This is a genomic window from Microvenator marinus, assembly GCF_007993755.1.
Taxonomy (GTDB): domain Bacteria; phylum Myxococcota_A; class Bradymonadia; order Bradymonadales; family Bradymonadaceae; genus Allomicrovenator; species Allomicrovenator marinus.
This window is the reverse complement of record NZ_CP042467.1, coordinates 428,656-450,255: the sequence shown is the minus strand read 5'-3', so window position 1 is coordinate 450,255 and position 21,600 is coordinate 428,656. Positions and strand designations below refer to the sequence as shown.

18 protein-coding genes are annotated in these 21,600 nt (G+C 54.0%); 9 read left to right on the top strand and 9 right to left on the bottom strand.

All coding sequences use genetic code 11. The features are described 5' to 3' along the window. Positions 1-4 precede the first annotated feature (4 nt). Positions 5-1,441, top strand: a complete 1,437-nt coding sequence (locus tag FRD01_RS01900; RefSeq protein WP_146957125.1) for an HAD-IG family 5'-nucleotidase — start codon at positions 5-7, stop codon at positions 1,439-1,441. A gap of 4 nt (positions 1,442-1,445) precedes the next feature. Here the strand turns inward: FRD01_RS01900 and FRD01_RS01895 are convergent, their stop codons facing one another. Next, positions 1,446-2,255, bottom strand: a complete 810-nt coding sequence (locus FRD01_RS01895) for an SDR family NAD(P)-dependent oxidoreductase (protein WP_146957123.1) — start codon at positions 2,253-2,255, stop codon at positions 1,446-1,448. A gap of 61 nt (positions 2,256-2,316) precedes the next feature. On the opposite strand from FRD01_RS01895, the gene FRD01_RS01890 reads away from it, so the two are divergent. From FRD01_RS01890 to FRD01_RS01880, 3 genes are all read left to right on the top strand, one after another. Next, positions 2,317-3,432 (top strand): hypothetical protein, encoded by a 1,116-nt coding sequence (locus FRD01_RS01890; protein WP_146957121.1) that lies wholly within the window; start codon positions 2,317-2,319, stop codon positions 3,430-3,432. Between the two features lie 92 nt (positions 3,433-3,524). After that, positions 3,525-3,728: a hypothetical protein gene (locus FRD01_RS01885; protein ID WP_146957119.1), complete on the top strand. Its 204-nt coding sequence runs from the start codon at positions 3,525-3,527 to the stop codon at positions 3,726-3,728. Between the two features lie 49 nt (positions 3,729-3,777). Then, on the top strand, positions 3,778-4,983 hold the full coding sequence (locus FRD01_RS01880) for a hypothetical protein (RefSeq protein ID WP_146957117.1): 1,206 nt from the start codon (positions 3,778-3,780) through the stop codon (positions 4,981-4,983). On the opposite strand, the gene FRD01_RS01875 is transcribed toward FRD01_RS01880, so the two are convergent. Beyond that, complete coding sequence (locus FRD01_RS01875; protein ID WP_146957115.1) at positions 4,980-5,681, bottom strand: hypothetical protein; 702 nt, start codon at positions 5,679-5,681, stop codon at positions 4,980-4,982. The genes FRD01_RS01880 and FRD01_RS01875 overlap by 4 nt on opposite strands. 129 nt (positions 5,682-5,810) lie before the next feature. Here FRD01_RS01875 and FRD01_RS01870 point away from each other — a divergent pair, with 129 nt between their 5' ends. Next, the gene (locus FRD01_RS01870) at positions 5,811-8,672 is read left to right on the top strand and encodes a tetratricopeptide repeat protein (RefSeq protein ID WP_146957113.1); all 2,862 of its coding nucleotides are present in this window, start codon (positions 5,811-5,813) and stop codon (positions 8,670-8,672) included. On the opposite strand, the gene FRD01_RS01865 is transcribed toward FRD01_RS01870, so the two are convergent. From FRD01_RS01865 to FRD01_RS01835, 7 genes are read right to left on the bottom strand one after another with little or no spacing between them, the layout of a single operon-like run. Next, complete coding sequence (locus tag FRD01_RS01865; RefSeq protein ID WP_146957111.1) at positions 8,669-9,283, bottom strand: anthranilate synthase component II; 615 nt, start codon at positions 9,281-9,283, stop codon at positions 8,669-8,671. The two genes, FRD01_RS01870 and FRD01_RS01865, sit on opposite strands and share 4 nt — an antisense overlap. Next, entirely contained in the window at positions 9,277-9,954 is a 678-nt protein-coding gene (locus FRD01_RS01860; RefSeq protein WP_249755927.1) for an aminotransferase class IV, read from the bottom strand. The genes FRD01_RS01865 and FRD01_RS01860 overlap by 7 nt, the downstream gene beginning before the upstream one ends. Continuing rightward, positions 9,947-11,092: an anthranilate synthase component I family protein gene (locus tag FRD01_RS01855; RefSeq protein ID WP_146957107.1), complete on the bottom strand. Its 1,146-nt coding sequence runs from the start codon at positions 11,090-11,092 to the stop codon at positions 9,947-9,949. Before FRD01_RS01855 ends, FRD01_RS01860 begins: the two co-directional genes overlap by 8 nt. After that, positions 11,089-12,231, bottom strand: coding sequence for an OmpA family protein (locus FRD01_RS01850; RefSeq protein ID WP_249755926.1), 1,143 nt, complete (start codon positions 12,229-12,231; stop codon positions 11,089-11,091). Before FRD01_RS01850 ends, FRD01_RS01855 begins: the two co-directional genes overlap by 4 nt. 11 nt (positions 12,232-12,242) lie before the next feature. After that, a complete protein-coding gene (locus FRD01_RS01845; RefSeq protein WP_146957103.1) occupies positions 12,243-12,665 on the bottom strand; it encodes a hypothetical protein in 423 nt (140 codons plus the stop codon). A gap of 25 nt (positions 12,666-12,690) precedes the next feature. Then, entirely contained in the window at positions 12,691-14,910 is a 2,220-nt protein-coding gene (locus FRD01_RS01840) for a serine protein kinase PrkA (protein WP_146957101.1), read from the bottom strand. Positions 14,911-14,912: 2 nt separating this feature from the next. Then, positions 14,913-15,347, bottom strand: coding sequence for a hypothetical protein (locus FRD01_RS01835; protein ID WP_146957099.1), 435 nt, complete (start codon positions 15,345-15,347; stop codon positions 14,913-14,915). A gap of 103 nt (positions 15,348-15,450) precedes the next feature. On the opposite strand from FRD01_RS01835, the gene FRD01_RS01830 reads away from it, so the two are divergent. The 4 genes from FRD01_RS01830 to FRD01_RS01815 all read left to right on the top strand — a co-directional run bounded on the left by FRD01_RS01830 (position 15,451) and on the right by FRD01_RS01815 (position 21,598). Then, on the top strand, positions 15,451-16,236 hold the full coding sequence (locus tag FRD01_RS01830; RefSeq protein ID WP_146957097.1) for an FHA domain-containing protein: 786 nt from the start codon (positions 15,451-15,453) through the stop codon (positions 16,234-16,236). Positions 16,237-16,255: 19 nt separating this feature from the next. Beyond that, positions 16,256-18,748 carry a hypothetical protein gene (locus FRD01_RS01825; protein WP_146957095.1) on the top strand — a complete coding sequence of 831 codons (2,493 nt, stop codon included), beginning with the start codon at positions 16,256-16,258 and terminating at the stop codon, positions 18,746-18,748. A 70-nt stretch (positions 18,749-18,818) separates the two neighbouring features. After that, positions 18,819-20,696 carry a serine/threonine protein kinase gene (locus FRD01_RS01820; RefSeq protein WP_146957093.1) on the top strand — a complete coding sequence of 626 codons (1,878 nt, stop codon included), beginning with the start codon at positions 18,819-18,821 and terminating at the stop codon, positions 20,694-20,696. After that, positions 20,693-21,598: a hypothetical protein gene (locus FRD01_RS01815; protein ID WP_146957091.1), complete on the top strand. Its 906-nt coding sequence runs from the start codon at positions 20,693-20,695 to the stop codon at positions 21,596-21,598. Before FRD01_RS01820 ends, FRD01_RS01815 begins: the two co-directional genes overlap by 4 nt. The last annotated feature ends 2 nt before the right edge of the window (positions 21,599-21,600 follow it).

Sequence of the window (21,600 nt, the reverse complement as noted above, 5' to 3'; positions counted from 1 at the left end):
AGCAGTGAACGTGCATCCAAAAAACCTCCCGATTACCCGTCGTATCTTTTGTAATCGAACCCTCAACCTGCGGTCTATCCAGGCCATCGGCTACGATATGGACTACACGCTGGTTCATTATGCCGTCGATGAATGGGAGGGACGTGCCTGGGAACATATTCGTGCTGGTTTGCGCGAGAAGAACTGGCCCATCGACAAGCTCAAATTCGATCCTTCGCTCGTTACACGAGGTCTTGTGATCGACACCGAGCTTGGAAATATCGTGAAGGCCAATAGGTTCGGCTACGTTAAGCAGGCTATGCACGGCACTCACCGTATGGACTTTGGTGAGCTTAGAAGAGCCTATGCGCGAACGCTCGTTGACCTGAGTGAGCCGAGATGGGTTTTCTTAAACACGCTCTTCTCGATTTCAGAAGCGTGTATGTATGCCCAGCTCGTGGATCTTCTAGATTCTCAAGATCTTCCATTTGCACTCGGGTACTCGGGGCTCTACGGCGCGGTTCGCTCCGCATTGGACCGGGCACATATCGAGGGTGAACTCAAGAACGAGATCATGGCGGACCCGGCGCGTTTCGTAGACCTCGATCCAGAAACGGCCCTCACCCTGCTCGACCAGAAAGAGGCTGGGAAGAAAGTACTCCTAATCACCAACTCGGAGTGGGAATACACCCGCTTCATGATGGAATACGCCATCGACCCATTCTTGCCCGAAGGCATGAAATGGCAGGAACTCTTTTCCCTGATTATCGTCAGCGCCAGGAAACCTGCGTTCTTCCAGAACGACACCCCAATTTTTGAGGTCGTCAATCAAGAGGGGCTGCTCAAGCCGGTGGTCGGGACGATTAAAGAGGGTGGAATCTATCTCGGCGGCCACGCAAGTCAGGTGGAGCGTTGCCTCGGGCTCGACGGCGAGCAGATTCTTTACGTGGGGGACCACATTTATGGCGATGTACATGTCTCAAAGAGCGTCTTGAGATGGCGGACTGCCCTTGTGCTTCGAGAGCTCGAAGACGAGATGGTCGCAAACTCCCACGCAACCGAAAACAACAAGAAGATCGCGGCTTTGATGGCCCAGAAGGAAGAACTCGAGCACGAGTTCTCGGATCTTCGAGTAAAGCTTCAGCGAAAGCAAAAACAGTACGGACCACAACCCGAAGGCGACGCGGAAGGCATGAAGGCGCGTATGGCTACGCTACGGGCCGAATTACAGGCGCTCGACGGCCAGATTGGCCCCTTGGTTGCGGACGATGGGTCCGAGTTCAACCCGTTTTGGGGCTACTTGATGCGAGCCGGAAACGACAAGTCCAATCTGACGCGTCAAACCGAGAGATACGCGGATATCTACATGTCGCGTGTATCGAATCTCCTCCACTACACACCGTTCATGTACTTTAGGTCGCCACGAGGCTCACTTCCACACGACTTGGAAGAGACTCCGTAGCGACTCAGCGGCGTTTGTATCCGGACCCTGATCGCGTGAGCACAAAGTGTACGAGTCCTGGGAAATGCCTTCCCAGAGCCGCAGCGATCTTTCCGTGCCCCGTAAACACGAATTCGCGACGCCTCTTGTAGATCGCGTCAACCATCACTCTCGCCGCTCGGTCTGTCTCCCACATCAACTTCTCGGGCCGCTTGTCCTCCCACTCTGGATGATGCTCACCCTTATTGTCGACTCGTCCGATCTCGCTCTTCACGAAACCTGGATGGATGCTGGTGCAACTGACGCCCGAGCCATGAAGCTCGATTGAAAGCACTTGCCCGATAGCCCGCACGGCGTACTTCGAGGAGTGGTAGGCCCCGACTCCAGGAGACGGGATGAACCCCGCCACGCTGCCAACAAGCGCGATTCTGCCTTGGCGCTCCTTCAGGTGTGGTAGGGAATGTCGCGCCGTAGCGATGAGCCCAATCACGTTCGTTTCGAATTGGCGGCGCCAATCCTCAACCTCTAGGTCCTCGATTCGCCCGCCAACCCCAAATCCTGCGTTCGCGAGGACCACATCGATGCCGCCAAAAGTCTCCACGATATGAGCCACCGCAGATTTCACCGATTCTTCCGAGGTCACGTCACAGACAAGCCCCATCGCCTTGACTCCAAGTGCCTCGCACTCTTGAGCCACTTCCAGCAAAACCTGCTCCCGTCTTCCAGAGACCACAACATGGCCACCACGGCGTGCGAATTCGAGCGCACATTCGCGGCCGATGCCCGTTCCTCCACCGGTGATCCAAACGACTTTACCTTCAAAGTGCTTGCTCATCTCTTTCTCCTAGGGCAACCTCAGCACAAGACTACACCCGTGTCTTAAAGCGGCAAGCATCATGCGTCTATTTCAATCGGACCCAGCACCCACCGAGGCATTTCAGCGAGCGACCGAAATGGCGCTTGAGCGGCCTGGTGTCTTCGCCGCGAAAGTAGTCGCTGATTTTGCGCTGCTGGTCTCGCGGGCGCTCCTCGCGTTTCTCTTTGTGGTTCTGGCGGGCGTCACGGTCGTCGGCGGTCGTTCTTTTGGATTTTTTTCGGCACTGGTCTGGGCTGGCTGGTTTAGCGCTGCTTCCGGGATCTTGATTGCTCTTGAGGCGGGCGCATGGGCGCTCATCTGGGGCCAGGCTAGGTCATTGAGTTCTGGAGTAGAGTCGACGTACTCTGCGGATTTCACGAGCTATTTCCTTAAAGCCTTCAAGTACAGAACCTATGCGTTCTTCGCGGCAGTGTTCATTGTAGCAATGCTCGTCTCTGTGCTTTGGGGTGCCGTTCAGTTTGCGCGGATTTTTGCGCCGTCCGAGTGGTTTTTGGCGGCATCGACTTTGGGCCTAATCTTCACGGGGCTTGCGCTCTTTGTAGGATGGCTTCGGTTTTCGGTCGAGCTAGCGAACGTGCGTGCCATCGTCAGTGACGAGCCCTGGATCCGGGCGTTTACTCAGAGTTTGGCCTTTGTGGGACGAAACCCGGTCAATGTTTATCGCGTGTTTATTCAGGCGCTTGGGGCTCTCATAGCTCCCCTACTCATCTACTATTTCGCGATCTTCATGCAAAACCTGGCCGTTAGGGTTGCCGTCATTGCGCCAGTGGCTATTGGTGTACGGATATTGGCCGAAGTTCTCATGGCGGTGGGGGTCGCTGCATTCTCGATATTGACAAGTTATGGTCTCCTCGCGTTATGGAATGGCCAGAAGCCTCAGAGTTCAACCAAGCCTCGGCTCTCGTCCATGTTCAACTTCTTCAAGTCCCCAACGCCGCCCAAGGTGGGATTCGACGAACTTCTTCCCAAGGAGACTCCGCATATTCTCGACCTTGATGAAGTTTTTGCGATGATTCCACCCTCGGGAGAAGGCCTCGAGGATATTGAGCCTCCCCGGGCTCAAGACTTTGATTTAGATGCTGTTTTGACGGATTCGAGCGTCGAGTCTGATACCTCTAAAGAGCCCGACGCTTAGATCCACCTTTAAAAGAGTGGACATAGAGTCGTATGTGCATAGAATGGAGAGGCGCGGTATCTGTCCCCCATGACCGCGCCCCGGGTGCGCAAATGCTCATTCCCGACTATTTAGTATACGAAGAACTCAAGCGCCGCGAAGAAGAAGAGAGAGCGTGGACGCCTGAACCACTTCATCTCCCACTCTGGGCCCCTGAAACTCACGATTCGGATTCCGACGTTGAAGATATTGACGAGTACAACATCAATCGTGGTGTTGTGATTATCGATATGAACTCGGTGGACGAAATCGGCTGAACGTCCTAAAACTTCGAGTCATTAGTTCCAAGTTTCCCGAGGTTCCACCTTGCGAGAAAAGCTCGAAGCCGTACTCAACGCTCACTCCCTAACTCTTCAAGCCGTAGACCCTCCTGAGGCACACGGGGGCGAATGGTTTTCCTTTTTGACCGTGTTCAAGACGCGTGGATTCCTCAGAGCTCTGGCGAGCTGGGACGAAGACGAATTTCAGTTCTTTCTTCATTTCGCTCAGCCATCATTTTCCGAGAGTCAGGGCGAGTCGTTGACAACGGCACTCGAAGAGCGTTTCACGGGTACTTGGAGGTCTTTCGCCTACGATGGTGCGTTCGCCATCGTCGGGAGGATTGGGCTTGATGCACCTTTGGAGATTCTCGTCGCGAGCCTTGTTCAGTTGTCGGAATCCATTGAGGTTGAAGGCTCTCTTCATAGTGCGCTCGTCTCAACGAATGCCGAACCAAGTCCAGAGCCTACCTCAGAATCCACTCCGGTTACGCCCCCTGAAAAGGAGGTGGAAGAGGCTCCCGAAGTAGCTTCAGCTTTCGAATCGATAGGCGATGACGCCCCTACTCCGGGGGCGGTGTCTACCGAATCAGACATTGAGGCCTATGTTCACGCTGACCATTTAGAGGTGAAGGCTAAGCCACACCCAGGCGCGACCAACATCTGGTCGAGTGTGCGCAGACTCTTGCGCGGCATGCTCGATGTAGACCTCGAACTCGTCGAAACCCGACACGATTTCTTGCAGTTCAAAGTGATCCCTGTGGCACTTGGTGGACCTAAACTGACGCCCGAAGAACTCAAACCCCGTGTACTTGAGCTTTTGAAGACTTCGAGCGATTCACCTCTAAAGGCCGAAGATTTTTTGCAGCTGACCTCCGATGCCGAAGTCACAGAGCCCAGTAAAATTGGGTCTTCGGGGCCAGCGTCCACAGGCGTGGTGTTTGACCTGAGGCGGCCTGATGAAGCGCTAAAGCGGGGTGACTTTGAAGACCCTCGTCTCAGGGAGCCTGAATCCCAGGCGGCTCTGGTGGATGTTGTGCTTCGGCACCCAGGATATTCCGACCGGCGCGTGGGCCAGGTTCTCTCGATTCTGCTTTCCATCGAATATCACGTCGCGCTCCAGCTCATGTCCAATTCCCCTTGCGTGATTGCCTCTGGTGTCGCGCGCGACCGTGGTGACACCTTGAAGCGCATGGTTGAAAATGCAGGAGGTCGAGTGCTTTTGACCGACCCGGGCCGGTTTCCAACCACTTAGTTGGAAGTGCTCAACCTGAGTACTTCAAGCCCAATTCTAAACTCTCCCAGAACGAGTTCGTCCTCTTGGACCCGCTCCCAAATCTCATCGGTTGACCATTCTACGCGTGTCGTTCTGCGTATTCGTGGTCCGGCTTGAGTCTCATCCTCCAGAAAGCGCTCAACCACGACGTCTTCATCGTGTTGAACTGACTTCCACAAGGCACCAATCTCAACGCCGTCCTTGAATCTCAAACGACATTCTACGCCGCTGAGTTTATCGAGCTTGATCACCCATTCGTGGACGAAAACTTCTCCGTTCCGAAGGTGTGTCCCGAGCCTGTCTAAAGGACGCGCATGCTTTCGCCATGCTTCCGGGAGGGTTTCCATGTCCAAAGGACCGGCTACGTAAGCAAGGTCGAATTCGGCGTCGGAAAAGAGCGTGCTGAAATTCCCACTGCTGAGCGCATCCGCCACCAATCTAGCTCCCCTTCTCGATCTCACTAGACCCTCAAACTGTGACCACTCACCGGCTTCATTGGTCGTGAGCACGAGGCTGATCCCCTCGGTATGGGTTCGGATTTCCGCATCAAACGCGAGGGCTTCGCCTTGCACATTGAGCCGCAGGCGTTCATTTCCTCTAAGCCCACTGATGAGCGCTTCAATTCTCTGTGACGAAAAAAACTCTTTTGAGTTCTTAACTTGTCCTATTTCATTCATTCCCCGCCTCCGTTGAGTTAAAGCCGATATGCTCGAAAGCTTCCATCAAAATTCAAGTTTTTGCAATCCCGGATTTCCTTGAAAATCCGCGGCCGTTGCAGTACTTACTCCGCCCCTGTAGGTTGAATTATGCTCTGTAAATATTGTGGCTTCGAAATCGAGTCCGGTGGGGACCTCTGCGGACGTTGTGGCTCCCCCGCAAACATAACTTCGGGAGAACGCGCGGCCCTTACAAGGCAGGACGAAAGTGTAGAATGCCCAAGCTGCTCCGAGCTAAACTCAAGCGAGGTCGAGTATTGCGCGACCTGCGGCTCACCGATGGCGATCATCACGCGAGTGCTCACGCTCTCGAGGACCCGCGCGCGTGAACCTCTTGAGAGTTGGCGAGTCTACGGCATTGAGACCTCGATGTTCGGAAGACGAGATGAACTTCAGACCTTGGTTAAAGCCCATAAACGCGTCACCTCCAAGAGTCAGGCCGAAACCCTCGCTATTGCTGGGCCTACGGGTATCGGCAAGAGCCGTCTGATTTCCGAATTCGTGCGTACCCTCGATGAGTCGATGTCGGAGTCGGTGGTCTATCAGACCGAAGCCAGGGATGAATCGGCATCCACGTTTGTGATGATTGAGCGCATGCTTCGTGCGCGTTTCTACATCGCCGAGCGCGAGGCTCCCGAGACCAGTCGGCGAAAGCTTCTCGAGGCTTCTGAGCGCCTCTTGGAAGGGGGAGAATCGGAGCGCGTGGCCCACCTGGTAGGGGAATTGATTGGAATTCATTTTGATGAGTCCAAACATCTACCCTCAGTACGAGATACCGAAGACGCGGCCGAGCTCGATCGGCGCTGCTTTAATGCGCTGCTTGAGCTTCTGAGCGCCGATGCCGCGCAAAATCCACTCGTCGTTGTTCTCGAAGACTTACAATACGCGCCGAATCCGGTCTTCACGCTCCTCGATATCTTGCGTTCAGGCCTTCAAGATTGTCCGGTACTCTTCATCCTGACGTGGAACTCCGATGAGCTCCCAAAAACGCACCCATTGCGCCAAAAAAATGATGAGTTGGCTCAAATTTGGCTGCAACCTCTGAGCGACTTGGAAGTTGAGCATTTTGTGAGGGATACCCTCCGAAAGGCCGAAGATTTACCTTCGTCCCTCGTTGAGCGCGTCACGGAAGCCGCTCACGGCAATCCGCTGATCGTGGAAGAGTTCCTCCGCATTCTCATCAGTCAGGGCATTATCGACACGCGCTTTGAAGCTTGGAAAGTAGACGATACTCGAGTTCGCGAAGTGGAACTTCCAGCCACCGTGGAAGGTGCCGTAGAAGCGCGTCTTCTGGCACTCACCGAAGACGAGAGGCTCCTGATTTCGATGGCATCGGCCGTGGGGCAGACCTTTTGGGTCGAATGCCTACACGCCATCTATCATATGCATGACGACCTGCATTCGGACTCCACGCTCTACTGGGAGAATCGCGAGCTCGAACAACGAATCAACGCCTTGATTGAAAGCCTCGAGCGCAAGGACATGATCCGCAGGTCTGAAGAAGGCCCCACGCACCTGACGCAGCTCTATTTCAAACATCGAATCGAACAAAAATCGATCTATTCGCGGCTCAGTGGTCAAGACCGAGAACGCTACCATCGTTTGATCGCTCAGTGGCAGAAGATGCGGCTTGGCTCAAACTCTCGAAGCGTTCTTGAATCCACTGGCGAGCATTTTGTGAAAGGAAAGTGCCTGGAGCAAGCGGCAGAGACGTTCTTCCTCGCCGCGGAAAAAGCCCGCGAAAAATACGAGAATGAGATCGCGATTGAACTCCTGCGTCGTACACTCTCGCTTGCGTCAGACCGGCGACTTGAGCTCAAACTCTTGGGTTTTGAGGCATTGGGCGAACTCCTGGTGTGGATGGGGGATCATGAGCAGGCACTAGAGGCTTATCGAGAGTTTTTGCGATTCGCATGGATTCTGGGCGATCGAGAACGCGGGGCGCGCGCCTACAACGATATCGGCAAGGCTCATCGAAGTCTTGGAGACTACGATCGCGCGCTGAAAAATTTTGAGACCGCGCTTGGCCTCTTTCGAGATATCGACTTGATCGCGGGAATCGCGACGTCCCTGGACAATATCGGTCACATTCACTGGGTCCGCGGCGATTTCGAGGAAGCGAAGACCTTCTTCAATGCGGGCCTGCATCTGCGACGACAAACCGACGAGCCAAAGGCAATTGCCCTTTCACTTAGCCACATCGGCAGTGTGCTCCTTCAGCAAGGCGACCTGAAGTCGTCTATGGTCTATTTCCGCGAGTCCTTGGAGCTCAGAAAGGCCGCAGACGACAAACAGGGTGTGGTCGATAGTTTCAACAATCTCGGGTGTCTGCTGCTTGAGCGAGGTGATGTGGACGGCGCGCAGACTCTACTCGAAGAGGCGCTGGAAACCGCTCGCTCCATTGGTTATCGAGGTAGCGAAAGCGTGGTGCTAAACAATCTCGGCGAGCTACATTTGCAGGAGCATCGCACAAGGGAGGCACGCCAATATCTGGAATCTGCGATGAAAGTCGCCGAAGACGGCGGCGATATGCGAGTGGTTTTTGATATCCTGAAAAACCTTTCCCGACTTGAGCTTCGCGAAACTAATCGTGAAAAAGCATTAGAGCGCATCCACGAAGCCACCGAGATTGCCGACCACCTCCAATCCGACCAACTCCTCGGACTCGCCATGCAAGCTTTGGCGGAAGTTCATGCAGAGGCCATTTTCGACCCAGGTTTGAGGGATGCCAGCATCGCAGCCTCTCAGACGGCGTTCAAAGAAGCTGTCGAACTCTTCGCAAAGGTCGGAAACGACGCAGAACGGGCGAAGTCTCTCCTCGGTATTGGCAGACTCCAGGCGGAGACCGGCGACATCGATGCCGCCAATCTGGCGCTGGGGGAGGCTGAGGAGATTTTTGAGCGACTAGGTATGAAGGAGTTTGCGAAAAACACGCGCTCAATCATGAGTTAAGCTCGTTTATCTACAATCTCGATGAAGTTCTTGAGTAGTTGAAGACCAAAAGGCGAGAGCACACTCTCAGGGTGAAACTGCACGCCGTAGACAGGAAGTTCACGGTGTTCGAGTGCCATTACGAAGTGATTTTCGTCTCCCGTCCACGCGGTTTCAGCCAGGCAATCAGGCAGCGGTTTTTGAGCAATCAGGCTGTGGTAGCGACCAAAGAGCGCCCGATTCGGAATCGCATTGAACAACCCTTGTTCATTGTGGACGATCGGGCTTTGCCGCCCATGCATTGGAGCTCCGGACTCCACAACTCTTCCACCAAACGCTTCGACAATACACTGGTGACCGAGACAGATTCCAAGAATTGGGGTCCCATTAAGCGCCTGAATTGACGCTGTAGAGATTCCAGCCTTCGTTGGGCCTCTTGGGCCGGGCGAGATGACCAAAGCCCTGGGAGCCGCCTCTACGAGCGTCTGAATGTCAATGGCGTCCGAACGAACCACCTCACTCATCACTCCAAGTTCGCTGAGCCGATGCGCGATGTTGAACACGAAAGAATCGCGATTGTCCAAGATTACGACTTTTCCCCTGGATCCGCTGAATTCGAATTGCTTCACCATGGGCTTATCTGATCCAAGATATGGTTTGGCAATTCCGTGTTGAAACGGGTCTCATCGATGCTCGACACCACCCTCATGCCCGCAGCCGAGGTTAGGAACACGTGTTCGAACTGGTCGAAATCACCGAATCTAATCTCTCGTTCGAGCGCCCCCTCCGCCATCAATAGTCCCCGTCTTGTGCCGGGTAAAAGCCCGTTTGCGGGCGGAGTGAACACCGAGCCGGATCTGTCTACAAAGAAGATATTGGCAAATGGCGCCTCTCCAACAAGCAACGAATCACTCACCATCAGCGCGTCGTCAAACCCATGGTCTCTCGCGATTCTACGGGCGTAGAAGTTGTTCGCATAACTATTGGTTTTGTGTTCACGAATGCGGCTCGAGGGATCGTAGGTGCCCATGCAAGTCTTTAAGCTTTGGTTGGATAAATCGGGCAGCTCGCGCCACTGAGGTGGTTGTACACCGTCCACGCTCAGCAAGACGCGCCACAATCCGTCCTGCGTGTGCTGAAGGCTCTCCATCTGAGCGATTGCTTCGTTCACAACGTGCTCAGGAATGCCCATAAACCGAGCGGAGCGTACCAACCGCGCGATATGTGCTTCCAAGAAAAGAACTCGCTCGCCTCGAACCTTCAGGGTTTCGAGCAGGCCGTTTCCGAGCAAGAGGTCACTCATGGCCCAGTCCGGTGAAGACCCTGGCTTTGACGAGCGCCTCGGCATATTCGTCATCGGGTACACTATCACTCACTACCGCCCCCCCTGCTCCGTAGGTCCAGAGTGTTTGGTCCTTTTGCGGTTCGCGCCATGCACATCGGATCAGTACGTTAGAGACGAGGCGTCCGTCTGGCCACGATGCGAATGCGGACCCCGTATATGGACCTCTTGGAGAGGACTCATGTTCGTCGATCCACGACATCGATTCGAGCTTGGGCGCACCCGTGATGCTCCCCGGGGGAAACGCGGCGAGGAGGAGCTCCATAGGGTGCATTCCGGGCAGGAGTTCGGACTCTACCGAAGACACCAGATGATGCACCCCGGCGAAGGTTTCCACATCGCAGATGCTTGAAGCCACCACACTCCCTGGGACCGAGAACGGAGTGAGGTCGTTTCGCATCAGGTCCACAATCATGATGTTCTCCGCCCTGTCCTTCTCGGAGTTTCTTAATTCCTCAATGAGTTGGGCGTCTTCCTCCAAGTTTTGCCCGCGCCTGCGCGTCCCTTTGATAGGCTTTGTAAGTACCTTCGAATCACGGATATCTAAAAAGAGTTCGGGGCTCACACACGCAAGCTCCAAACCCTCGGATTTGATGAGTGCAAAGTACTGACCGGATGATCGCTCCTTTAGAACCGAATAGAGAGTCTCTAGTGTGGAGGACGAGCGGCCTTTGAATCTCCCTGTGAAGTTCACTTCGAAAAAGTCACCCCGATAAATTGCGCTGCGTGCTGCGGCCACGGACTTCAAATACGAGCCGCGTTCTGGAGCTTCTACCGATCCGAAGGCCAGCTCGTCTCTTTCCAAACCCCTTGGTTTAGTCTCAAATCTCTCGAAGATTCCGACGCACAAGAGGTTGTCTTGAGGTAGCGAGCTAGGTTCCTTCAAACCCTGAATCAGATACCCAAATTCGAATCCGAGATAGCCCGCAAGAATGTGAGTTCGGGCATGAGACTCGAGCCACTCTACCGGGTTGCTAACGGGCTCTCGCGTCTCGCCTTCGACATGCCAAAAAGCGCCTGCGGCGTGTACCAGGCTAGCGACGGGCGCTTGAAACACATATGAGTTTGATTCGGCTCCGCCGTCTAAAAAGACGATCATTGCCGTGTGAGGACCACTTCTACGCGTTCGTTCTGAACATCATTTCCAAAGCGCGGCCGGTCCTGGCCAAACCCTCGAACGTCCATCCGAGAATCGGCGATACCTTCGGCAGCCAGCGCCTTTCGAACCGTGTTCGCCCGGTTACGTGAAAGCCCAAGGTTTTCAGTCGCGGAGCCAGTTGTCGAGGTGTAGCCCTCAACGAAGATCGAAAATTCGTCGTACTTTTGCGCGAGCTTTGCGAGCTCCTTAACTTTCATGAGTGCGCCAGTGCTTAACTCCGCGCTTCCAGCGTCAAAGAGGCTGTCCAAAACAACGCGCGTCGCCTTTCCTTCAACAACCACGTTCGAGGCCCCGAGTGAAGCTTGGGCATCCCTTTGAAGGTTCGCCCGGCGCTCATCCGGATTCAGTTTTGATTGAGCCTCTTTAAATCCTGCCTGCGCCTCTTGAGTGGCCTGAGCAAAGAGATTCTGAGCCTCAGTCAACTGCGTGAGCATTTGGTCGTTTGCCTGACCGGAATCGAGGAGTGATTGTGTAGATTTCACCATGTTTAACGCGCGATTGTACTTCTCAGGAGCGTGTGTTGAAGCGTCCACTTCCTCTGATGCGCGCTGTGAAGTCTGAACCTCTCGCATTTTTTCGATAATCTGTGAGCGCTTTGCACTCGTATCCACCGAAGCCTGTCCGCTGGTATTCACACTGCGCGTTTGACTCGCCGTTCTGGCATAACCGACCTGTCGCTCGAGATTGGCGATTTCATTCGTGAGCTTAATCTTTTCGGCATTAAGTGCGGTTAGTTGAGGGTTAACGGTTTCGATCTTGGCGTTTGCTGCGTCGAGCCGCTCTTTCTCAGTCATTTGAGAAGCAATAGCCTGTGCAGTTCGAAATCGAAGCGTGCCCAAAATCGCGTATTCTCGAGACAACTCCTCGTCGCCCTCGTCCCATGCCTCAAGAGAGAAACGTCGGAACTGCCGCGACTCCCGGAACGCCTTGCTTGCACCCGGGGCGTCGCGCACTTCCGAGGCGTCTGGCGCCTGCAAAAGTCGTTCAAGTTCTTTCAACTCTGTCGATTTTTCGCCTGGCCCACAGGCCAACGCAAAGACGGCAACCAGAGCACTAATGGCCAATATTTGAAGTTTCATCATCTATTCCTTTAGCGCAATCGCTGAAGTTCTTGTTCAAGTTCACGCTTCTTCTTGGTCAGTGCTTCCACTTCCCCTTCCAATTCTGCGATTGTCTCTGGCGCCTTATGGGCGGCCTCTTCTTGCTCTTGGGCGGCTTGTCGAATTTGAGCGCTGGCGGCCAAAGCTCGAACCAATTCCACGCCGAGATCTACGCGCCTAAGGCGCTTCGCAGCAGCATCGCGGTCACCGTTCGCGGCTAGAACCTCGGCTTCCTTGAGCCATTTTTGAACCATCTCAAAATCGGCCGCAAATGCTTCAACACTCGTATCTTCCTGAATCTTGTCCAAAACGGTCTGGTATTGGGCAATCTGTTCTTGAGTATCGTTTGCGAACGCAGGCGCGCTCAGGCCTGTTAAAAAGACCATCGCAAACATCAGAAGGACGTGTTTCATAGTTTTACTCCAAATCACAAAACGTTCAGTTCTTATAACGGCTCGAATAGAGGAACGCTACTGCCGCCTGCGCCGAGTCTTCTCGGTAATTGTATTTCTGACACATTCTCTCCAACGCCTCGCGCGCCGCCTTTTCCGATGCCGCGTCGAGCTTATCGTCTTCGTGGGTCAGTTTGATGATATCTTTCAAAATCCGTGCGACGGTATCTTGCCTGTCTTCGAAGAAGTGTCTTTTCATCGATGCGAAAAGCCCTGGGAAAACCAACGGCAGTTGAACTTTCTCGCCTGGATTATCGATGGAGTACGCAGCGATCGTCGAAATCAAGCTCTCCCGGAAGGACTCTTCGTCTTCGATTTCCATTCCGAAGAGTTCTTCGACTTCCCCCAAGAACTTCTCGGAAGGCTCCTCGTACTGACCGGTACTTCGGTTCAGAACTTTCTCACCCTTGAGACGTTGCGAGACGTGATCCACATAGCGCGCAAAGAGCTCGTCGTACTGGGTGGATTCGATCAAGCCGAGTGCGTCCAAAATCTCGCGGTCGATGAGATCCAGATATCGCTCTCGAACGGTCTGAATGAAGTTATCATGACGGAAATAATCGCCATCCGGCTTCATTTGCAGGAACGGGAACACGCTCGGATCTTTGACCAGGTCTTCAAGCTCCTCAAATACCGCAAGCGGCGATAAATAGGAGAACCCCGGATTTTGGCTCGCACTGAGCATGATCATCTTCATTTCCCGAGGGCTTGCGCCGTATCGGCCTTCATAGTCGGCCGTACCCTCCCCTTCGTCGAGAAGTTCGGGAACCACTCTCAAGAGCTCACGTGACCGCTCAGGGCTTACGTAATCGGGGACCTCTCCGTGCGCGTAGAGCTCGGCCTTCTCAAGCGGTGAGAGCTGCGAAATCACATCGCGCAAGCTCTTTGGGTACAAGTCCGCCTTTGGGCGCTTTAGGCGCGTCAATACCGCCCAGAGTGCAGCCACATAGGTTGTGTGTGGCGCCACGTGGCGAATATCAGGCACAGACTTCAGGTGCTCATCATAAATCTTAGCCTCGAGCCTGTAGTCGAGAATATAAGGCACCCGAACCAGCTCCACTCTCCCTTTGAAGGAGACGTAGTCTGGCGTTTGTTTGTAGGCCTCGAGATAGTCCTCATTGGCCGTAGCGATCAGCAGGCTATCGAGATGAAGGATGCGATTATCGAGCGGAACAGTCGCTTTCTCAGAAGTACCCAGGAGGTACTTGTTGAGGTCGGGATGGCGCTTGAACATATCGTCGTAGGCAATGATCCCGCGATTCGCGTCCGGAAGGTCCCCCAACGGCTCAAGGAGCGTCAAATTTTGCAGCACCGGCGGAAGTTGAGCAGCGCTTCGGTCCATGGTGACTTGCCTTAGTCCGGCGTCGACTCGCATCTGCGGCTCCACAGTCACCAACCCCACACGATATCGGCGCGAGAAGAAGAGGCGCTCCACCTGAATATGCTTCAGAACTCGCGCAAAATCTCCGTGATAGGCGCCCATGAGCGTGTCGAATATCTGTCTGCTCGAATGACTCAGATCGCCATAAAGCAGTTGCTCCGAGACCTTTAGGCCCGAATCGATAAGCGGCGCGAGCAATTCTTCGCGTTGTTTCTGTGGAATCAGAAGCAGCGGGTGATCATTGAGTTCGCCCTTTAGACGGGCGTCAATCTGCTCAGCTTCCAGAAATGCGTAGGTCTCGAGCTGATCGGGGTCGACCGCGCGGCTCCCGCCGAATCCAATCGCCGCACCCGTGGTCTTTCGTTCGTTCGGAAAGATCCAATTGAAGCGATAGAGAGCGCCCTGATCTGTCTTCGAATACGCCTCGAGCGCGCGCATGATCGTGTCGACAAAGGTCGACTTTGCGCTCCCATTAGGCCCGTGAAGCACGATCAGCTTGTTCACGCGCCCCTGACGCACAAAAGCTTCGACTAGATTGAAGACGCGCTCTTGGACTCGATGATGTCCGATGACGGAATTGCGACCTTCGTCGAATGGCGCGTCAAACAAGTTATAGCGTTGAAACTCACCTAAAAATCCGTCGATCTGGCTCGTTCCAAAATACTCGAAACAATCCTTCGTGTACTGCGCGCTGGTCCGCGTGTGTAGCTCAGGGTGTTCGAGCACGAGCTCAAGAAAACCCGAGTAAGAGAGAATGGGTTTATCCCGTTTGAACTCTTCGCCGATCTTTTTAGCGATTGAATCCACAGAAAACTTTGTCGACATTCTCACTCCGCTTTCAAGGTGTAGGCGATTTCCGTGTCCCTATAGAACTTGCAGACATCATCATTGCAAATGGAGAAATCAGCGATCACTTTGCCCTGATGCGTTCCAGCAGTCGGCTTTACGCGTACCACGCCGCGCGCCTTGGTCTCACCGAGTTCGATGGAACTCGCGTCGAGTTCGGCACTCTCGGCGAGCAGTGCTTCACTCGAAGGAACTTTGATTTTCCAGGGGAAGTCTTTGTTGATCTTAAATCCGGGGTTCGACCGAATCACCACGGGGACTTCCACATCTTCGCCAGACTTGCCGCTGACCACGATGGGCTCAACGGTATAGAGGACGTCATTTGCTTGGGCGCTTCTCGCGGGGGCTGATTCCTTTTCGCAGGATGCCAAAAGACCCGCTGCGGCAATAACTAGAACACATATTCGACTTCGCATTTTTTCAACTCCGTGCCGTATCGACACAACATAGCATAGCGATGTGTGCTGGCCACCTTGGACACTTGTGCTACACTTCGCACCATCAAAACACGGTTATTCAATGAGTGATTCCGAAAATAAATCAGCAAACGTGCCTTTTGCCATTCCTGATGACGAAGACGAAGACGTCCTCACGAGTGTTGGAATCCCCGAAGCACGGATGACCCCGTCTCAGGGGCTTCCAATGATCACACCCGCGATGGAACCGGTCACCCCTCAAGAGTCTACTCGAAAGAGGCTTTGCTCATTGGTGGTGACGATCGAGAATCGCGAACTACGGATCGATGTAGACCATTCGCCGTTCCAGATCGGCAGCCTGCACGGAGATTTGCAGCTCGAGTCGCCTTTCATCAATGCGCTTCATGCACAATTACGGCTAAGTGCGGGTCGGTTGATGCTCGACGATATGTCGAGCTCTGGGATCTTTTTGAGAATTGCTGATGAGCTCTCCCTCGAAGATTTTGACGAGATCGTTGTGGGTCACCAGCGTTTTGTCTTCAGGAGTACTTGGGACTCAGCTCCGAGCGGTCCAGCAACCACGCCAAATCCTGGCGCCCAACCGCCGGGCTCGCCTGCACGTCTGATTCGATACTTTGCGAACGGGAATATTGCGTCAGTTTGGCAGGTAGAAGATACCTTGCAGATTGGAACACATGGATCCTACCCGATCTCCCAAGACCCGATGCTGAGCGCGAGACACGCCCAGATCGAACGTCGAGGAAACCAATACTTCATCAAGGACCTTCGAAGCGATTATGGCACATTCATCAGAATCCACGACCCTGTCGAGCTTATCGACGGTGATTGTTTCATCGTTGGGCGCGCCTATATCCGCCTTGAAAAGTAGAACTTTCCTAGTTCTAGGGGTGCTTTTACTCGCCAACGCCCTCGTGGGTTGTGGGAGTGTCAAGCCCACCTCAAACGAGCTTTTTGGGCACGCAATCGGACTCGAAGCACCAGTTTTTAAACGCCCGTTGGGTGCGCTCGAGCTCATGAAGGACGGACGCTGGGCCCTGATGTGGGCGCCGGATGCTCAAGCGGTGGACCTTGGCGCCGGTCAACTCGTTGCCCTAGGTGACCTCGACCAATCCTTCAGACATGTATTTCAGGTGGTCGAGCCCACGTCGTGGGGAGCGTTTGTGCGCCGTCTGGACACCGATCCGCTACGCCCCAAGATATCTGGAAATATTGTTCCTCTGCCGGCGCGGCTCGATCCTGCTAGCGCGGACCGCTGGAGGATTTGTCAGGGAAGTGGACCTATTACTCAGAGCCCGTGTGTTGATGCGTATCCAGACGGCACCTTGTTCCGAGTTTTTACCCCGGAACTTAGTGGATTTGCCAAGCCGAGTGCGGTCTTTAGGGCCGGTGATCCACTCTCATTTCGAGGCACTATCGCCGCGGATTGGATCGCTCTTCCTGCCGGGTTTGTACCAGCGTTTAGAGAATCAAGAGTGGCCAGTGATGGTTGCGATCTGACGAGGGCAAACCTCGATGTCGTGCCTTTTGAAGTGCCCAACACACTGACCCCACTAAAAGTTGAAGAGCTGGCCTTTGAGGCCGGCGTGGATGCGCTTTTAAAGTGTGAATCGGGAAAAGTGGTCGCCCACATCCCTTTCATCCTCAGAGCGTCTCTCTATGATGAACAAAGCACCCGTCGCTCCCCTCCCTATCTTGCAGCTCAACCCCTGAGCGCGCCAGACATCTACGTTCGAGAGGTCGCAGAGCTCGCGGCTGCACTCGGTGCTGGGGACCATCAAGTCGCGACCTTTATCTTGGGAACCTTAGACACCAAACTTAACGAAATCCTTGAACGTGGAGCGGAGATCCCGGCATCGGTACGAGATATTGACCTCGCACTTTTTCTCTCGGATTCAGCCACTCAGGGCGCATGGAATCCCGAGCAAAGCGTAGGGTGGACACTGGCGCACTCAAGAATTCACGGATGGCTGGACAATACGGGAGAAGCAACACGCCTATGGATGAAGATTCCGGAGATGATTAAGGCCGGCGACCAGCCAAGCTCAATGGGCTGGGTTCTCTGGACGGAATTTCTGAACACCGAACAAAAGGGAACGCACGGATCCAGAGAAAATTTGGCGCTCAGTGCGTCCAAGATTGGCGCAGATTGGGAAATGGCTATGGCGGTCTACATCGGACTGACCAAGGACCCAGCAATCCTTGACCAGACTCAGTCCTCCTTTAGCGATAGAGAGCGTTGGAAGGCTGCCGTTCCGGATGCCAAGCAAAGCCGAGCTCTCGATGTCTACGGCCGGAGTTTTTCGGGGGCGACTGCTGAAAAGCTAGGGCGAGTGGGCTACTCCGCGTGGCGAGTCCCGTTTGAAACGCCTGATAGTCTCGCTGGTGCTTTGATGGCTAGAAAGTTTGGCCAAGAAGTAGACCTCTCCAGGTTCTTTGAAGTTGGACTTAAAGTTGAGTGTGAAGAAATTGGCCGACTCCAAGCACTAGCGCTCCACAAAGAGAGTACCGACGATCAGTCATTCTGGCTTGTTTCCGATGCTTTACCGGCTGCATGTTCATCCGATACTCGAATTCTAGAAATGAGTCCGCCCGATGAGGATGCCAGGGTGTTTTATTCCATCTTGATGCGCCTCGTTCAGGAAGGAAAAATCAAGGTCGAGAGCTACGCAACGCTCGTCGACTTCGCCAAAACCCCCGGAGAAGTTTGCGAACAATGGACTTTGGCAGACGCGTTTAGGTTCGCTGCGGACGGGGAGTTTCAAGACGCCACAGACTCGCTTGGGCTCTACCAGCAGTGTTCTACGCGTTCCCTGGAGGATGCTGCAACGCAGCTGCGTCTCCTCGTGGATTTCATGCAAACCCTGCGACTGACCGTGATGGGAGATTCAAAGCTGACCTCGGCTGTGCAGGCCGTTTTGGGCCAAGACGCTTACGAAGGATGCGTCGGGAAGAAGCCTTTGGAGTACGACCTTCAAGCGTTGATCCCCACGGAAGTGCAAACACTCGTTCCTTCGACCTCGATTAAGGCTAAGGGTGAGATTCTTCAGGATGCCGCAACCATGCTCGCTGAGGCAGGGGGCGAATTGGAATCGCTCCGAGCCCAACTCGGTAGCCCTTATGAAGACGAGCAATTGAAGGCATTGGACGCCTTAGAGAAGACCTTTGCGAACCTCGGCCATCAATCGGGCATTGCTCGTGTGCGGTTTCTTCAGGCCCATGGGGACAAGACTTCACTGAGGAAACTCAGTGCGGCAGAGCGTGAACAACTCGATGCGATACGCACCAAAGGCTTTGAGCAGGCGGATGAAACACTTCCGATGAATCAGGTGTTATGTACTTTGCCTCAGAGTAAACGGGACGGTCCTCCGATACTTGAATAGGAGGCTTTACTAGATGTTCTTGGGACTTTAGACTTCGCGGCAGCGTTGGATCAGACCAGAGAAGAATCGAATGATTGGGACATCCGTCGACCGATATAAAATCGTCGAGGAACTCGGCCATGGTGGGATGTCCGTGGTTTATCGAGGAGTGGACTCATCTCTTGAGCGAGATGTAGCCGTCAAAGTCCTCCATAATCACCTCGCCAAACGAGCCGAAAGTCGCCAACGATTTCATCGAGAAGCCAAGGCAATCGCGCGCCTCAAGCACCCTAACATTCTTTCGATTTACGATTATTCAAGCGCAGATGCTGAACAATCCTATATCGTGATGGAGTACATTGAGGGCGTAAATCTTAGAGAATTTTTGGGGCAACACATCAAAGCTGCTCCGGAAGCCTCAGCACTTGTCGGACTGGCCCTCGCACGTGCCCTGCAGTGCGCCCATCAACATGGGATCATCCATCGTGATTTGAAGCCTGAGAACGTCATGGTGTCGAAGCATGGTGAACTCAAGTTGATGGACTTTGGAATTGCCCACGTCATCGATGCCGAGACGATGACACAGACCGGCAGTCTGCTCGGGAGTCCGGCGCACATGGCCCCGGAGATGATCGAGGGTGAGAAAGCTGATGAACGCGCGGATATTTTTGCCTTAGGAACCGTGCTCTATTGGCTGGTCTCGGGCACCCTCCCCTACGACGGTGCCAACACCCCTCAGGTTCTCAAAAAGGTCCTTGCCGGGGAGCACGAGCGAATTTCGGAGCGAGAGCCGAAAACCGGGGCACAACTTGCTGCGATTATTGAACGGTGCATGGCCCATGAGCCGCAAAATCGGTACTCCAAGATCGATGAGGTCATTCGCGTCCTGACGAGTTTTTTGGAAGAGTCGGGAATCGAAGATCCCGATACCGAACTGCGGCGTTATCTGAAATCTCCGGAGAAGTGGACCGAAGAGTTTGTCACGCTGCTCATGCCACGGCTCTTGACCCTTGGAAAGGACGCGATTGAGAACTCAGATTTTCTCAAAGCCTTAGGCTATTTGAATCGCATTCTCGCCTATGAACCCGACAATGAAGAGGTCCAGAGGCTGATTGAAAGAATCAGCCGGAGATTTAGTGCCCGAGGCACGATGATAGCCCTCGCACTTTTGGTTTTTGCGACCCTTACAGTCGGCCTGATCGTGATGTGGATCAATTCGGCTCCTTCACCCGAGCCCACGCCGACTGAAGTTGTCGTAAGCACCCCATCTGAGCCCAAAACGGTTGAACCAGAGCCAATCGAGCCCGAAGAAGACGTTTTGGCTGATACTGCCGAAATCGCCAGTCGGTACGCCAAGGACGTGGCGGAGCATGCCATAATCATCACCAATGCACCCCGGCCTGTCACCGTTCGGCCTATCGTCGAGCCCGTGGTTCTCACGCAGAATCCAACCGTGATTGAGGAGCCCCCCGAAGAGATTGAAGAGGTCGATAAAACGTTTCTCTATCAGTTTAGAGTCTCGCCGCCAGCAGCCGAGCTAAGCGTCCTTGGACGAACCTTCTCATCAATCGAAGCCGCTAGAGGCATCGAGTTGCCGGAGGGAAAACACCTGGTATCCGTGAGCTCCCGAGGCTGCAAGGGTTTCCGCGAAGTTTACGACGTCTCGGGGCCTCAAAGCGGTCGAGAAGACATCGTGTTGGAATGGGAAGATGGGGTGGTCAATGTCTCGGCCGACGTTGACGCTGTGATTTTTCTTGGGGACGACACCCGAAATGTATCTCGCAAAGTGCTCGCGAGAAAATCGACCACTTTCAGATTTCCCTTTGGCAATGCTGACCAAGACAACCTCCAAAGGGTCGCCTTTCACATCGCGCCAGCCAGTGATATGACTCGTCGAAAGACGTATTCGGTTACTCTACGCCCCGGCACGACCGAAACGCTCAACGTGGCATTTGGTCAAAATCGATGAGATTCCTTGTCATATTCGCCCTCTTTTTCTCGCTCAGCGTGAATGCTCAAGAGGCGCCCGAGACCGCGATTACTCCTGAGGAGCGCCTTGAGCTCGCACAAGTTGCGTTTCGGACCGGCGATTTTAATCAGATCCGCTCCTATATCGAGCCTCTGCTTGTTCCCGAGCCAACCATCGAATCGCGGGAAGCTAGGATTGAAGCGCGACAGCTCTTAGGCGTGGCCTATTTTTACGAGGCCCAAGAGGCAACTACTCCGCTACAAAAAGAAGAGCTCGTCGTAGCCGCAAAGTACCAGTTTTTGGAACTCTTACGCGAAAGTCCAGACCATCAGCTCGACCAGATGCTCTACCCCGCGAGCGTGGCAGAGTTGTTCGAAAGAGTACGTGCGGAAAATAAGGCTGAACTCGACAATTTACGCCCTAATACCGACGGGCAGACTCAAGAGACGTCCGTACAGACCTTCTACGTTGAGAGACGTGTTGAGTCCCGCAATTTTGCCCTGAATTTTGCGCCATTTGGCCTCGGCCAGTGGCAAAACAATCAGGAGGTAAAGGCCACGTTTTTTGGAGTGACACAGGCACTGGCACTCGGCCTCAACATCACGAGCTACATCATCATCGAGAGTCTACGAGGCGAAGATGGGTACTACAATCCCGGGCCGGACCGCAGAAGTGGTGACTTTCAGGATGCTTTGGCCTGGCGCAATGTCATGTACGGGTCAGCGATTACATTCGTAACCCTCTGGGCCGCTTCGATTATAGACGGAGTCATAAACTTCGAGGAAACCGACATCACGATCCGAGCGCTTGATGCCCCTCCTCCTGAATTACTTCCGCCCCGTGAAGGGTCTAGTCTTTGGACAGGGGCTCCTATAGGATGGGAGCTTGTTTTTCCTTTCTGATG